The organism is Trinickia sp. (genome assembly GCF_051961175.1).
Classification (GTDB): domain Bacteria; phylum Pseudomonadota; class Gammaproteobacteria; order Burkholderiales; family Burkholderiaceae; genus Trinickia.
Genome location: NZ_JBQCDN010000112.1, coordinates 63,997 through 77,151, shown reverse-complemented (window position 1 = coordinate 77,151; position 13,155 = coordinate 63,997). Strand labels below are relative to the sequence as shown.

The following is a 13,155-nucleotide window of genomic DNA, read 5'->3' as shown; positions in this document are numbered from 1 at the left end:
GTCGGCTCATCGGTGGCTGCCTCGACACCGTATCTCGGCTTGCCGGCACGGCGTTCGGTGACGTGCCGCGCTTTATCGATGCGTTAAAGGACGACGGGATACTTCTCTATCTGGAGAACGCAGAGATGAGTCCCAGCAATGTGGCTCGCGCGCTGCTTGGGCTAAGGCTGAACGGTTGGTTTGATGGACTATCAGGAATATTGGTCGGCCGAAATGCAGGGCCCGACAGCGCTCAGCCGCATGAACTGAGCTACATCGATGCGTTGCATTCCGTCCTCGGCGATGTCCGTTGTCCGGTAATTTACGACATGGATATCGGACACGTCCCTCCGCAACTTTCGCTGGTGAATGGCGCACTGGCACAAGTCAAACTGCAAGACGGCCAGGGCTTGGTGATTCAGCAGCGATGAAATGCGTCTAGATATGAACATTCGCTGCCTGCAGCGAACGTCGGTCATCGAGAAACGTGGACGTCTCATGTGGGTTCGGTTTATGCATTGTGCATAGCGCGAGCGCGCGCGACGATCCTGTGTAGTCTCTTTGTCCATCCCGAGGCTCAACGCCAAGGTGTCGGCCGCGCTTTACTCACAGAGGCGATCCGACGCTGCGTTTCGCGAAATGACAGGAGCCACGTCAAAGTGAATTCGGCACTCGATGCGGTTCAATTTTATCAAGCTCTCGGTTTCTGCATCAATGAAGGACATCCACGCCGAGGTACGAGCCTCCCAATGATTCTATATCTCGACTCGCGAACGAGTGGAAGCAATGCAGGCGCGACCGGGGTGAGCTTGAATGCGTTCTACCGAACTCACTGATGAACGACTGCTTCGGAGGATGACGAAAGTCCCTTGTGGGTCGGATAGCGTCCGGCGAAAGAGGCGCACACTCGATCTCCCCTCCCTTGTAAGGAGATTGTCATGGAATCCGAGAATGTCGTCGTTGGCCGCCGTATGCCGTGGAACAAGGGCAAGCTCACCGGGCAGAAGCCGCCGTTAAAGCTCCGGGAAATCTGGGCGATCCGAACGAGACTTCAGATGGCGTCGAACGTTCGTGAGCTCGCGATGTTCAATCTCGCAATTGATAGCAAGCTGCGAGCGTGCGACCTTACACGGTTGCAGGTCCAGGATGTCCGTCACGGAAGCCACATGGCGTCAAGAGCGACCGTCATGCAGCAGAAGACCCAGCGGCCAGTGCAATTTGAGATCATGGAACAAACCCGCGAAAGCCTCGAAGCCTGGATCGAAGCGCGAGGACTGAAGGCGGCGGATTTTCTGTTCCCGAGCCGGATTCATACGTCACCGCACCTGTCGACGCGACAATATGCCCGGCTGGTACACCGCTGGGTTGCATCGATTGGCCTTGACGATACCGCGTACGGCACCCACACGATGCGCCGCACAAAAGCTTCACTGATCTACCGGCGGACGAAGAACCTTCGGGCGGTGCAGTTGCTGCTCGGACACACGAAGCTGGAAAGCACGGTTCGCTATCTCGGCATTGAGGTCGACGATGCCCTTGAGATGGCGGAGCAGACCGAGGTTTGATGGCACGCCGGTCGGCGAGCGGTCGCTTTTCGGCCAGAAGCGGTCATTCGACAAGCGTCGCAACATCGCTGACAATCCACATTTCGATACCCCAGCGCAGGAATCTCATGAATCGGCTCTTGAATGTCGGTTTGTTGCGTCGCCTGTTTCCATTCATCTTCGCGGTAGCGCTATCCGTATCGGCCCAAGAGGTCTACAACGACCTTTCGTCCATGCCGAACGGAAAAATCTATTTCAACAGCGTCACCCCCAAGACGAAATGGGAGCTTGTTCATCGAAAGTACGACAAGAAGCCGACTACCATCTGGGGCACGCTGTATCTGCCCGAGAACGTTCAGGGTCGGGTGCCCGCCATGGTGCTCTCGCACGGATCGGCAGGCGTGCAGCAAAAGGATATCGACCGCTGGGTACGCATGTTCAATCAGATGGGCATGGCGGCGTTCGTGGTGGACTCGTTTGGCGCGCGCGGCATCAGCAATACGATGGACAACCAATCCCAATTGAGCCCAGCCGCCAATGACGCCGACGCGTTATTCGCGTTGAGACTGCTGAGCACCGATCCACGCATCGACCCGAAGAGAATCGGGCAGATCGGTTTCTCGCGCGGCGGGCACGTTGCGATGGATCTGGTGCTCGATGCCTTCCGAAAAGGTGTCATCGACGATGACACGCGGTTCGCAGCACTGATCGGCTTCTATCCCGGATGCGCGCAACTCTGGTGGGAGATGCCGCCGCCACCGCTGACGGGAGCGCCGCTGATGCTGGCGATGGGCGAGAAAGACGACTACACGCCAGCGCGGCAGTGTCTCGATGTGGTGGACAGGATGAAGCATGATGGACAGCCCGTGGAGGTGCACGTGTACCCCGGGGCTTACCACGATTTCGACAACACGCATGCCTACTTCAAGTACTTCCCTGGCGCGACGACGCTCCGTGACTGCCCTGAGACACTCCTCGACGTCCAGCACGATGCGTACTACCGGCTGCCAACGGGCGAGAAATACGCCGGCGTTCAAGCCATGGATGCGGAGTACAAGCACTGCATTGCCCGAGGCGTCTCCGCTGGCGCCGATCTGGAACAGGGCAGAAGGTCTGAGGCGGAAGTCAAAGCATTTCTGATGAAGGCAATGGGGTTGTAGTGCGGCGTCCCCGCACCGCTCCAAACGCGTCGAATCGTAAGGTCGTTGCCGTCGCTTGCTGCTTCTCGTCCGAAACCGGGGAAGGCCAGTTCAGCTGCATTTTCTATCTGACAGGCAAGCTGGGGCAGGTCCCCGGCCGCCATTTCGACCTACTTTCCGGTTACGCCCGCCGAAAAAATCAAAGGCAAGCTCGTGTTGACGGCACCCGATAAATTTACGGCGCGGGTGTCGACCGAACCTGCCAGGAACAGACGGTCGCCGTCGAAGTGCCCGGGTCGATAGTCGACGTTCCACGCCGAAGAAGATGCTTCAAATGACCGCTTCCGGCGACTTCGACAGTCCGCTTCGGGTCCGAGAACAGCCAATTGTCTAGGCGCTCGACCCTGACTTACCCCGCGTTAGCGGCCTACGTTTGAGCAAAGCACCTTCGGTGGGGGCATGGTGTGCGCTCCGATTGGATTCACGACTTAGACGAGAGACGCTGCGAAAGGCATGATGCGTCAGGCACTTGCGCCAGCCTAGCCGGGGGGCGGTGAAAGTGCCACGCCAAATCGCCATGCTGATGAGGGCGGTGATCAGATGTTGGGATTTGCTGCGCATGAGCCAAGGCAGCGCAGGTTGCCGCTTCGCGAGCGAACGATGCCTCGGCGAGGCCGGCATATCGGCTTTTCCGGCGTTCCCCCGAGTTGCGGCGCGATTTCCCCAATAAAGAAGGCGCAAAACAGCTAAGGATTGACTGATTGCGCCGCGAATTTGCGGCCGCGAATACCTACCATGACGTATTCGGCATTGATGTCCCAGCCTGTCGAAATCTTCGAGTCAGCGCTTCATTGGTTTGTCCTTATGCAATGTACAACGCGTTGTCCGCAATGACGCCGTGCCGCTGCCGCACGATCAGGACGACCGAACCACTCAGAGTGAGACCATGAAACCGTCAAATTCCGCATCGTATAAAGCAAGATCCGTTTCCGCTATTTCGTTCGCGGTCGCTTTCCTGTTCACCTCGGTTCAAGCGCGCGCCGGGCTGCTGCCGAGCGGCGGTCAATTCGTCGCCGGTATAGGCTCGTTCAACCGCACCGACACGCAATTGACGATCAATCAGACGTCTAGCCGCGGCATCATCGACTGGACGGGCTTTGGAACGGCAAGGCATCGCTGACGTTGGGGGCCTACGGTTCGATTGCCCTCGCCAAAGGCGCGACGATCCAGAATCGAGGCGCCGGCGACCTCACGCTTCGGGCCGACGCAGCCGGTATCGACAATCACGGCAGCGTCACCAACAACGGTACAGTCGACTGGTCGCACAGCACGGGCATCGTGAGCGCCCTCTACGACATGAACGGGACGTATACGCCGGGCACCCTTCGCGCGAATGCAGTATGGACGCCGGCCACCGGTAGCGGGCTGACGACGCAGATCACCGGCTATGAACTCGCGAACTCGCTCGCCGATCTGCAAAACATCTCACAAAATCTAACGGGCAACTACGCACTCGGCAAGAACCTCGATGGCGCTGGCGCTAGCGTCATTTCGATTGGCAGCTTCACGTCGCCGTTTTCCGGTCAGTTCGATGGGATGGGGCATACGATCAACGGCATCACGATCGTGCCCGTAAATTCGGACGACGGCACGCTGCTGTCAGCGGGGCTCTTCGGCGCAATCGGCTCTTCCGGGGTGGTCCGCAACCTGAACCTGACGAACAGCTACTCCTCGGTATTCTCGGTACTAGAAGGAGGTCTCACGCTTGCGCCTGTCGGTTTGCTCGTCGGCATCAACCAAGGGCTCGTCGCAAACGTGTTCGCGAGCGGGTCGCTAGACGTTTTCGTGGTAATGGCCGGCGGTTTGGTGGGCCAAAATCAGGGGCTCATTGAGCGGTCGGCTGCTGACGTCGCAGTCCAAGGCACTATGAACGTGGCCGAACTGGTGGGGGAGAATGACGGCACGATTTCTCAGAGCTACGCGACTGGACCGGCCTCAGGCCTCCACCCTGGCGGCTACGCGGAGGGGCTCGTCTACCAGAACAAGGGGGCGATCAGCCAGTCGTTCATTACCGGGGCGGTCTTCCAGAACCCGTTCGATGGCGGCTCTCCCGTCGCCATTGCGGGCAATAATACGGGCGGGGCGAGCGCCGACAATTACTGGAACGTCGAAACGACAGGGTTGACGAACGGCGGTGGTGGCGTGCCGGCGAGCCACGGCCTGACAACGGCGCAAATGAGCGATCCCGCGAGCTTCGTAGGGTGGGATTTCAGCGCGAACGGCGCTTGGGTCATGCCGGCTGGCTGGACTCATCCGGTATTGCGGTGGCAAATGGCCGACGGCTTGCCGCCGCAGTGAGGACGCTATTGCCGAGGACCATCGGCATCGAAATTTCTCGTCGTTTTTCATGTCGGCCTCATTGGAGACCGTCGTTTAGCGCGCTCGCGAGGAATGCGGCGGTTCTAGACTCGGCATCATGCCGACGACGAAGTCGATGAATGCTCTTACCTTGGCCGGAACGTGATTCCGGCTAGGGTAGTAGACGTACAGAGGGAACGTCTCGTCGGGCCAGTCCGTTAGAACGGGCACTAGCGTGCCGGCACGCAGGTGCGCGTCGATGCCTAGGTCGATTATCTGCGCAATTCCGTAGCCCGCAAGACAAGCCCCGAGTTTCGTTCCCGCATCGGTGACGGTTAGGTTTCCGTGAACGGCCACCTTTACCTTCTCTTTGCCACGCCAAAACTCCCATTCGAAGGGCCGGCCGGTAGCGGGGTCGATGGCCAGGATGGCAGTTGTCAAAGGAACGCTACGTGTGGCGTGCGAGAAAGCCCGAAATGACACAAACCGAAGCCCTAATCGCTGTAATTCACGACTATTTCAATTTGGCTTATGAGCCGAAAAGCCGCGGCTTCAGTAGGCGACGCCGCCATTCGCGAGTGGATTGCCAATGTACTGATCCCGTCGGGTGGCGTCATCGTGGCGGTACGCGACGGCAAGATTGTCGGTATGACCGCGCACTGCGTCTCGGATGGGGTGGCATGGCTCGATCAGTTGTATGTCTGTCCTCGATATAAGCGACGAGGGGTCGGCACTGCCTTGTTGGAATCGGTTAAGTCACAGACAGGCCTCAAGCTCCAACTCTATACGTTCCAGATGAACCATGAGGCCGCTGCTTTTTATGAGCGGCACGGCTTCGTTGCCGTCGCATACCGTGTCGCTCGTCCAACCTTTTCCGCGGACGCTGGCTTGTTGGTTGCGATGGCCGCCGCGGCGCTATTCGTAAAGCAGGGGCTTCGAATTCGGCGGCGGGTCCCCTCTGTTGCGAAATACCCGCGCGCACGCAACGGCCTTCCCGCCGATTCCGGGCGTTGCTGCTACACTATCGTCGTATCAATCCCCCCAATTCACCCAACCACTTAGGGAGGCGTTCGATGTTCAATACCACGCTTGCAGCCGTCCCGAACGTGGCAGGTGTTCTCCCGCGCGACATGCGACGCTGACGTCGCCGTTTTTGTCGCCGCGTTCAGCCGGAACCATCCGGCGCGCACCCCGGCTCTCTTGCTTTTCAGGTAGTTCGCCGCAACACGCGGCGTAGCGGCGTCGCCGACGTTTTTTTGTCTGCGTCGCGAAGCCTTTTATTGACATCTTCAATGGCCCTGGGTGCGACCTGCTCCCCGGGCGGAGCGCCTATGATTCGCAGAATCGATCTCGGCGGGCAGACGTTCAAGGACGTCTTCAGCTTCGCCTTTACTCACTGGATGTTTCAACGCTGGCGTATTGCCGGCATCGTCGCGGTCTCACTGCTGACCGCATTGGCCGACGTCTTGACCCCGCTGTTCGCGGGACATCTCGTCGATGCGCTGGCGGGCGCAGGCCATGCGAAGGCGGCTGCCCTGCATGGCGCCCTCGAATCGTTCGGGGCGCTCATTGCGCTCGCACTCGGCAGCGCGCTCCTGCGCTATCTCACCTATGCGGGCCTCATCGCGCTCACGCTGCGGATGATGAGCGACATCGCCGGCGACGCGTTCCACCGCGTGCAGCGTTTGTCGACGGATTGGCACGCGAACAGCTTCGCCGGCTCGACCGTGCGTAAGATCACGCGCGGCATTTGGGCGCTGGACATGTTCAACGACACGTTGCTGCTCGGCCTGCTGCCCTCGGTCGTCATGCTCGTCGGCGCAACGATCTTGCTCGGCATGCACTGGCCGATCATGGGTGTCGTGGTCGGCGTGGGGGCGCTGCTTTACATCGCGACGACCATCGCATTGACGATCGGTGTCGTCGCACCGGCGGCGCGCCTGGGCAACGCTTGGGATACCCGCATGGGCGGCGCGCTGGCGGACGCCGTGACCTGCAACGCCGTGGTGAAGGCGTTCGGCGCGGAGGTGCGCGAGGAGCAGCGCTTCACGCGCGTCATCGAGAAATGGCGGCATCGCACGCGGCGGCAATGGGTGCGCGGCACGTTCAACGGCAGTCTGCAAAACGTCATGCTGGCCTTCATGCAAGCCGCGATGCTCGGGGTGGGTCTCATGCTGTGGCTGAACGGCCGCGCGGGTGTGGGCGACATCGCGTTTTCGTTGACGATGTTCCTCGTGCTGCAAGGCTACTTGCGTGATGTCGGGATGCTCGTGCGCCAGCTGCAGCGTTCCGTCAACGACATGGAAGAACTGGCGCAGTTGACGCGCCAGCCGCTCGGAATCGAGGACAAGCCCGGTGCGGGCACGCTCGTCGTCGAACGCGGCGAGATTCGCTTCGAGCACGTGACGTTCCGCTACGACGCCCATGCCGCACCGCTGTATGCCGACTTCTCTGCGCGGATCGCGCCTGGCGAGCGGGTGGGGTTGATTGGGCATTCGGGCTCTGGCAAGACGACGTTCATCAAGCTGATTCAGCGTCTCTACGATGTCTCGGAGGGCAGCATCACGATTGACGGGCAAAACATCGCGGATGTCCGGCAGGCGTCGCTGCGCGCGCAGATTGCGATCGTTCAGCAGGAGCCGCTGTTGTTTCATCGCTCGTTGGCCGAGAACATCGCCTATGCGCGGCCCGGTGCGTCACAGGCTGAAATCGAGCGTGCGGCGCGGCTGGCCAACGCTCATGAATTCATTACTTCGCTGCCGAAGGGGTATGACACGCTGGTGGGCGAGCGGGGGGTGAAACTCTCGGGCGGGGAGCGGCAACGGGTGGCGATTGCGCGGGCGTTCCTCGCCGATGCACCGGTGCTTATTTTTGACGAGGCGACATCGAGCCTCGACAGCGAAAGTGAAGCCTTGATTCAGCAGGCGATGGAACGGTTGATGGTCGGGCGCACGACGCTCGTTGTCGCACATCGGTTGTCGACCGTGCGGGCACTCGATCGGCTGCTCGTGCTCGATAAGGGGCGCATCGTCGAAGAAGGCAATCACGATGCGCTGATTCGGCTCGAGCATGGTTTGTATCGGCGGCTGTTCGAGAGGCAGGCGCTCGAACTGACGAAGGGGCTCGATGCGCCGTCGACGTCGCCGGTTCGACCGGCAGCGGCGGCGATAGCCGAGGTGTGAAATCGCTGGTGTGGCAGCCCACGGTAGGGGCGCTCCCGTTTGTGCGGCAGCCTCTACCTGGGCGCCATGACCCTCAGCACCGGGCGGCCGCCAACGTCCTTCAGCGGGAAGTAAGCGCGGTGTGTTGCAGCATCGACGGCGACGACATGAGCGTTCGCTCCTATCTTGCCTTCGCCGATCTTCACCACCGTCGCGCCCTCTACCTTGAACATCGATACGATGCCCGCTTCGCCCGCTACGTAAAGTGTGCCGGCCACCGCATCGAACGTCATCACATCCGGATCGCCGCCGACGTTGAACGATCGGACGACCTGTCGGGTGCGCATATCCAGGATGAGCAGCTTGTCGTTGTCCTCGCATGCGATGAAGGCAAGGCTCTGCTTCGGCGCGATGAGGAGCCCGTGATTGCCCCGGGCGCCCGGCAATTTGATCCGAGCCACGATCGCATCGGTCTTCGGATCGATTTGCACGAGTTCGCTGCGGCTCTGCACATTGACGAATACGTGGTGCGATATCGGATCGTATTGCGTGTTGCCCACTTCACCGCCGAGGGCGATGGTTGCCGCGCGCTGATTGCTTCGAACGTCGATCACCGTTTCGGTCTTTCCCGTTTCGTCCGAAACGTAAAGCTTGTGCGACTCGGGCGCGTAGGCCATGCCGTCCGGGTAATGACCACCGGGTATGCGTGCAACGATTTTCAGCGTTGTTTCGTCGATTGCCACGACTTCATCCGTGCCCGTGGCCGAAGCATAAACGCGAGAGAGTTCTGGAATGGCGAGCACACCGTGCACCGACGACACGCCGTCAATTTTTCCGACAACGCGGGATGAGCTAGTGTCGAAGACAATGATCTCGCCATCGCCGAGATGCGCGATAAAAAGCAAGTGCCGTTCGGGATCGTAGCTCTCGTAATCGAGGCGGGTGGTGCGGCCGGGTAGCGGAACATCGGCGAGGTGTTTCAGCGGCAAATCCCGCAGCGAAGGCGCATCTGCCATGGTCGCCGTTGCCATCGCGACCAGAGCGGTGCCACTCACGATCATGAATGCTGCAAAGCGCAGCGGCAGGTACCCACGCGCGTTCCTCAATGACTTCCTCATGGCTCCTCCGGAGGGCGCACGCACCGCACGCACGCTTCACGCAGCGGTGTTACGTCCGCTCGACGATGGCCGCTGATTCAGGGGACGAGCGCGCTGTTCTGCGTGCCGCTAGACGGCGTGCGAATGAATAAGCGGATAAACCACCAAGCCCAGCAGGGCGGCCGCCGTGACGATGACCGGTTCCTGAAGTTTCTTGAAGCGCCACAGTAAGACGATTGTCACGAGCGCGATCAGGAGGGTTGGCACGTCGATGATCGAACGCTTCGCAATCACGATCACCGAACCTGTAATCGCACCCACCGCCGCTGCGGTGATGCCGTCGACGAATGCTTTGACGCCCGGCAGGTGACCGTACTTCTTGAAGTACGGTGCGGGGAGGACCGTGAAGAGATAGCACGGCAGGAAAGTGCCGAGCGCAGCGACAAGCGCGCCCGGAAAACCCGCTACGAGGTAGCCGATGAAGCCCACCGTGATGACAACCGGTCCAGGCGTGATCATCGCGACAGCGACGGCATCGACGAACTGCTTATCGTTCAGCCAGTGGTGCTCGGTGACGACACCGCCGTAAAGGAACGGCACGATGGCCAGCCCCGAACCGAAAACGAACGCGCCGGCCTTCATGAAAAACACACCGATCTGAGTCAGCAGCGGCCAGTCGAAGCCCGACATCACGCCGCTCGCGGCAGGCAAATTCGCGGCGGCCAGGGCATTCACGCCCCCTTTGCTCAGCCACTTAGGCGGCGCGCGCCATAGCCAGCCGATCAGCCCTGCGGCGATGAACAGCCACGCAATCTCAGACTCCGTGACGAAGGTCACGACTGCCAGCGTCAGGTAGATCGCCCACAGCAGCTTGTCGTTGCCGACTGTCTTCGTCGTCAGCTTGTACGCGCTCATGGCGATGATGCCGACGACGGCAGCGCCCACGCCATAGAACACCGCCTGCATCCACGACAAACCGCCGAAGTGGGCATACGCCCAGCCAAGTGCCACGACCATCAGGAACGAGGGCAGGACGAACGCGAACCCGACGAGCGTCGCACCCAAAATCCGGTAGTGGACAAATCCCAGATATATCGCGAGTTGCGCAGCCATCGGCCCGGGCGCGAGCTGCGCCAGCGTCAGCCCCTCCTTGTAATCCGACTCCGAGATCCAGCCGAGCCGTTCGACGAGATCCCGGCGCATGTAACCGGCGAGCGCAACGGGCCCGCCAAAGCCGAATGTGCCGAGGCGCAGCATGTAGCGAACGAGTTGCCCCAATGAATAAGCGGGCGCTGCCGTCGTGACTGTGCTCAAGGCCGTCTCCCCGATTCTTCCCGCGCGCTTGCGGCGAAATGCGCATACAGCGCGTCCAATACCGGACTCATCTGCTCGAGCAGTTGATCGTCGTTCTCCACGCGCTGGCGCGTGCCCGCCATGACCGCCTCGAAGCCAACCGCTTCTGGAGCGGCCGGCCCGCCTACATCAAGGGCATGCACGATTGTCGCCAGCCGCATCAATGCCGGGTCGCGCTCCAAGTCGAAGCTCGCGAGCAGGACCTCGAAGGTCACGCGTTCGCCCACATGCGTGAATGGTGCGCCGTCGAAATCGAAACCCAGCGCGCCGTTCGGACACGCGTCCGGCGACGTCAGCCAAAGGAAGTGTGCGCTGGAATCGATGAAGCGCCGAATGAGCCAGGCGCTGGCCACACGATCCACCCACATCCGCTGCCGCGTAGCCCACGTGCGGCCCTGATACGCGTCGCGCGACAGGAGGCGGATGGCACGCTCGGCAGAATGCGGCTCACCGGGGGAAAGCACCGTATCGACGAGCGAGAGGAAATCCTGCCAAGCCACCTCCGCACGCGTCGCGGCATCGTTCGGGAAATAGTCGATCGCACGGATCCCTTCATAGTCTTTGCGCAGACGGCGCATGAGCCGAGTCAATTCCGCAGCGGATTGCCTCGAGAGCGTCTTGCGTGCCTCCGCTAACGAACGAATGAAGTCTTCGTAGTCGTTTTCGCGGCCGAACAGGCTTCTGAACTCCGCTTCCTGCGACGCGTCGAGACTCGGCGCACGCAAGAGGTGCGCGGTGCCGCCGCTTTCGGCGATGGCGCCAGCGAGTTCCCGCAGCGTGCCTTCGTGCTCGGCGCTATGGGGCAGCAGATGGATGCCGTCCCGCAGGACCGCACAGCCTTTCGCCTTGAGGGCCCGATAAAAGCGCATACGCGCCGTCGCGTTTTCGGTGGGCAGCGTCAGGATGAGCAGAGACCATGTCGACAATGGATTCATGTCGACTATCCTACGTATATGTAGAGATTGATACAAGTTAACTTTCGAGCTCATCACCGACGCGGCCCGAGTGGGAGGCAAGCGGTTACCGGTTACGTGCGCGCTAGCGGCCTCGCCGCGTCATCGCCACAGCCGTCAACCGCGAAACAGTTTCACCAAAGACGGTCGTGCCAAAAGCTTCCGATATCCTCATGAATCTGGTAGTGAGTGTTATTCGAATTCTTAATCGATGGATAAAAATAGAATTTGATGTTAGTGCTGGTATTTTGTGTAATGCAAACGAAAATAATCATATGTAATGCGCAAATCTGATTAGAAATACTCGTCTAATTGGAAAAATCCCCTTACTTCAAACGCTGTTTGATGATTCACTTCAATGCGCCGTGTGGCCCGTATCACGGGGATCTCGGGTGGTGCCGTTTAAAACGATGTATGAATATCCATCGGCATTTTTGCTGTGAAATAAATTGGAGGAAACGGTATGTCCAGGTCTTTGGGGAAGAGAGTGATCAGTGGTTTGGCGGCGTTGACTGTGAGCGCCGCTTCGCTACCGGGGTTTTCGGGTCTTGCGATATTCCTTTCGCTCGCCCACTCAACTTTTGCAATGGCGGATACGGCGCAGGCAGTCGATGATTACGCCGCGACGCAGTATCCGATCGTACTCGTGCATGGTCTTGCGGGCACCGATCGTTACGCGAACCTGATCGATTACTGGTACGGCATTGCGTCCGATCTCGAGTCGCACGGCGCGAATGTCTACGTCGCGAATCTGTCCGGCTTCCAAGGCGATTTAGGCCCGAACGGGCGTGGCGAGCAACTGCTCGCCTATGTTCAGCAAGTGCTCGCGGCTACGGGGGCTCGAAAGGTCAATTTGATCGGCCACAGTCAGGGCGGGCTCGACGTGCGATATGTGGCCGCGGTGGCGCCCGAACTCGTGGGTTCTGTGACGACGATCGGCACGCCGCATCGCGGCTCGGAATTCGCCGATTACGTTGTCCAAGTGCTCGCGAAGGATCCGACGGGTTTGGCCGAACCGCTGATCGCGAAGTTTGCCGGTCTCCTCGGCACATTGTTCAGCAGCAACTTCAACACAAATCAGGATGCTGTCGCCGCGTTGACCGCGCTGACAACGCAAAGCGCCGCGCAGTACAACGAAGCGGTGCCGAGCGCCGGGCTCGGCGCGCCCGGCTCGTGTCAGACGGGTGCGCCGACCGAGTCCGTCAACGGTAATCTGCATTACCTGTATTCGTGGGCGGGCAGCGCGATTCAGCCCAGCTGGTCCGCGCCAGGCGTGCAAGGCGCGACCGATACGAGCGTGTCGGGCCTGTTCGATCCGGCTAACCTGAAAGATCCTTCGACGCTGACGCTCCGCGGTTCGGGGACGATCATGATCAATCGCCACTCAGGGCCGAACGACGGCCTCGTTTCGGTCTGTAGCGCGTTGTTTGGCCAAGTGCTGAGCACCCGCTATCACTGGGATCACGTCGACGAAATCAATCAAGTGTTCGGCGTGCTGGGTCAAAATGCCGAAGATCCGGTTGCTGCCATCCGTACGCATGCCAATCGTTTGAAACTTCAAGGGCTGTAAA

12 protein-coding genes and 1 pseudogene are annotated in these 13,155 nt (G+C 60.3%); 9 read left to right on the top strand and 4 right to left on the bottom strand.

The window, feature by feature from the left end; genetic code table 11:
• The 6 genes and pseudogenes from ACTHL0_RS06220 to ACTHL0_RS06195 all read left to right on the top strand — a co-directional run.
• A pseudogene (locus ACTHL0_RS06220) lies at positions 1 to 410 on the top strand (S66 family peptidase); the annotation flags it as partial.
• 69 nt (positions 411 to 479) lie between these two features.
• Entirely contained in the window at positions 480 to 815 is a 336-nt protein-coding gene (locus ACTHL0_RS06215; protein ID WP_440565764.1) for a GNAT family N-acetyltransferase, read from the top strand.
• Between the two features lie 102 nt (positions 816 to 917).
• Positions 918 to 1,544, top strand: coding sequence for a tyrosine-type recombinase/integrase (locus ACTHL0_RS06210; protein WP_440565763.1), 627 nt, complete (start codon positions 918 to 920; stop codon positions 1,542 to 1,544).
• A 107-nt stretch (positions 1,545 to 1,651) separates the two neighbouring features.
• Positions 1,652 to 2,683, top strand: a complete 1,032-nt coding sequence (locus ACTHL0_RS06205; RefSeq protein ID WP_440565762.1) for a dienelactone hydrolase family protein — start codon at positions 1,652 to 1,654, stop codon at positions 2,681 to 2,683.
• An 877-nt stretch (positions 2,684 to 3,560) separates the two neighbouring features.
• Positions 3,561 to 3,842: a hypothetical protein gene (locus ACTHL0_RS06200; RefSeq protein WP_440565761.1), complete on the top strand. Its 282-nt coding sequence runs from the start codon at positions 3,561 to 3,563 to the stop codon at positions 3,840 to 3,842.
• 2 nt (positions 3,843 to 3,844) lie between these two features.
• A complete protein-coding gene (locus ACTHL0_RS06195) occupies positions 3,845 to 5,020 on the top strand; it encodes a hypothetical protein (RefSeq protein ID WP_440565760.1) in 1,176 nt (391 codons plus the stop codon).
• Positions 5,021 to 5,095: 75 nt separating this feature from the next.
• On the opposite strand, the gene ACTHL0_RS06190 is transcribed toward ACTHL0_RS06195, so the two are convergent.
• Positions 5,096 to 5,461, bottom strand: a complete 366-nt coding sequence (locus tag ACTHL0_RS06190) for a LysR substrate-binding domain-containing protein (RefSeq protein ID WP_440565758.1) — start codon at positions 5,459 to 5,461, stop codon at positions 5,096 to 5,098.
• Between the two features lie 90 nt (positions 5,462 to 5,551).
• On the opposite strand from ACTHL0_RS06190, the gene ACTHL0_RS06185 reads away from it, so the two are divergent.
• Both ACTHL0_RS06185 and ACTHL0_RS06180 read left to right on the top strand, forming a co-directional pair.
• Positions 5,552 to 6,082 (top strand): GNAT family N-acetyltransferase, encoded by a 531-nt coding sequence (locus ACTHL0_RS06185; RefSeq protein ID WP_440565757.1) that lies wholly within the window; start codon positions 5,552 to 5,554, stop codon positions 6,080 to 6,082.
• Between the two features lie 269 nt (positions 6,083 to 6,351).
• Positions 6,352 to 8,202 carry an ABC transporter ATP-binding protein gene (locus tag ACTHL0_RS06180; protein ID WP_440565756.1) on the top strand — a complete coding sequence of 617 codons (1,851 nt, stop codon included), beginning with the start codon at positions 6,352 to 6,354 and terminating at the stop codon, positions 8,200 to 8,202.
• A 53-nt stretch (positions 8,203 to 8,255) separates the two neighbouring features.
• Here ACTHL0_RS06180 and ACTHL0_RS06175 read toward each other — a convergent pair whose 3' ends face one another.
• From ACTHL0_RS06175 to ACTHL0_RS06165, 3 genes are all read right to left on the bottom strand, one after another.
• Positions 8,256 to 9,212, bottom strand: coding sequence for a hypothetical protein (locus tag ACTHL0_RS06175; protein WP_440565773.1), 957 nt, complete (start codon positions 9,210 to 9,212; stop codon positions 8,256 to 8,258).
• A gap of 195 nt (positions 9,213 to 9,407) precedes the next feature.
• On the bottom strand, positions 9,408 to 10,592 hold the full coding sequence (locus ACTHL0_RS06170; RefSeq protein WP_440565755.1) for a chromate transporter: 1,185 nt from the start codon (positions 10,590 to 10,592) through the stop codon (positions 9,408 to 9,410).
• On the bottom strand, positions 10,589 to 11,566 hold the full coding sequence (locus ACTHL0_RS06165; RefSeq protein WP_440565754.1) for a chromate resistance protein ChrB domain-containing protein: 978 nt from the start codon (positions 11,564 to 11,566) through the stop codon (positions 10,589 to 10,591). Before ACTHL0_RS06165 ends, ACTHL0_RS06170 begins: the two co-directional genes overlap by 4 nt.
• A 481-nt stretch (positions 11,567 to 12,047) precedes the next feature.
• Between ACTHL0_RS06165 and ACTHL0_RS06160 the strand changes: the two genes are divergently transcribed.
• The gene (locus ACTHL0_RS06160; protein ID WP_440565753.1) at positions 12,048 to 13,154 is read left to right on the top strand and encodes an esterase/lipase family protein; all 1,107 of its coding nucleotides are present in this window, start codon (positions 12,048 to 12,050) and stop codon (positions 13,152 to 13,154) included.
• Position 13,155 lies beyond the last annotated feature (1 nt).

Coding starts and splice junctions, on each gene's coding strand:
- ACTHL0_RS06160 (WP_440565753.1), top strand. CDS start 12,048: ATGTCCAGGTCTTTGGGGAAGAGAGTGATCAGTGGTTTGGCGGCGTTG.
- ACTHL0_RS06185 (WP_440565757.1), top strand. CDS start 5,552: ATGAGCCGAAAAGCCGCGGCTTCAGTAGGCGACGCCGCCATTCGCGAG.
- ACTHL0_RS06165 (WP_440565754.1), bottom strand. CDS start 11,566: ATGAATCCATTGTCGACATGGTCTCTGCTCATCCTGACGCTGCCCACC.
- ACTHL0_RS06210 (WP_440565763.1), top strand. CDS start 918: ATGGAATCCGAGAATGTCGTCGTTGGCCGCCGTATGCCGTGGAACAAG.
- ACTHL0_RS06205 (WP_440565762.1), top strand. CDS start 1,652: ATGAATCGGCTCTTGAATGTCGGTTTGTTGCGTCGCCTGTTTCCATTC.
- ACTHL0_RS06175 (WP_440565773.1), bottom strand. CDS start 9,212: ATGGCAACGGCGACCATGGCAGATGCGCCTTCGCTGCGGGATTTGCCG.
- ACTHL0_RS06180 (WP_440565756.1), top strand. CDS start 6,352: ATGATTCGCAGAATCGATCTCGGCGGGCAGACGTTCAAGGACGTCTTC.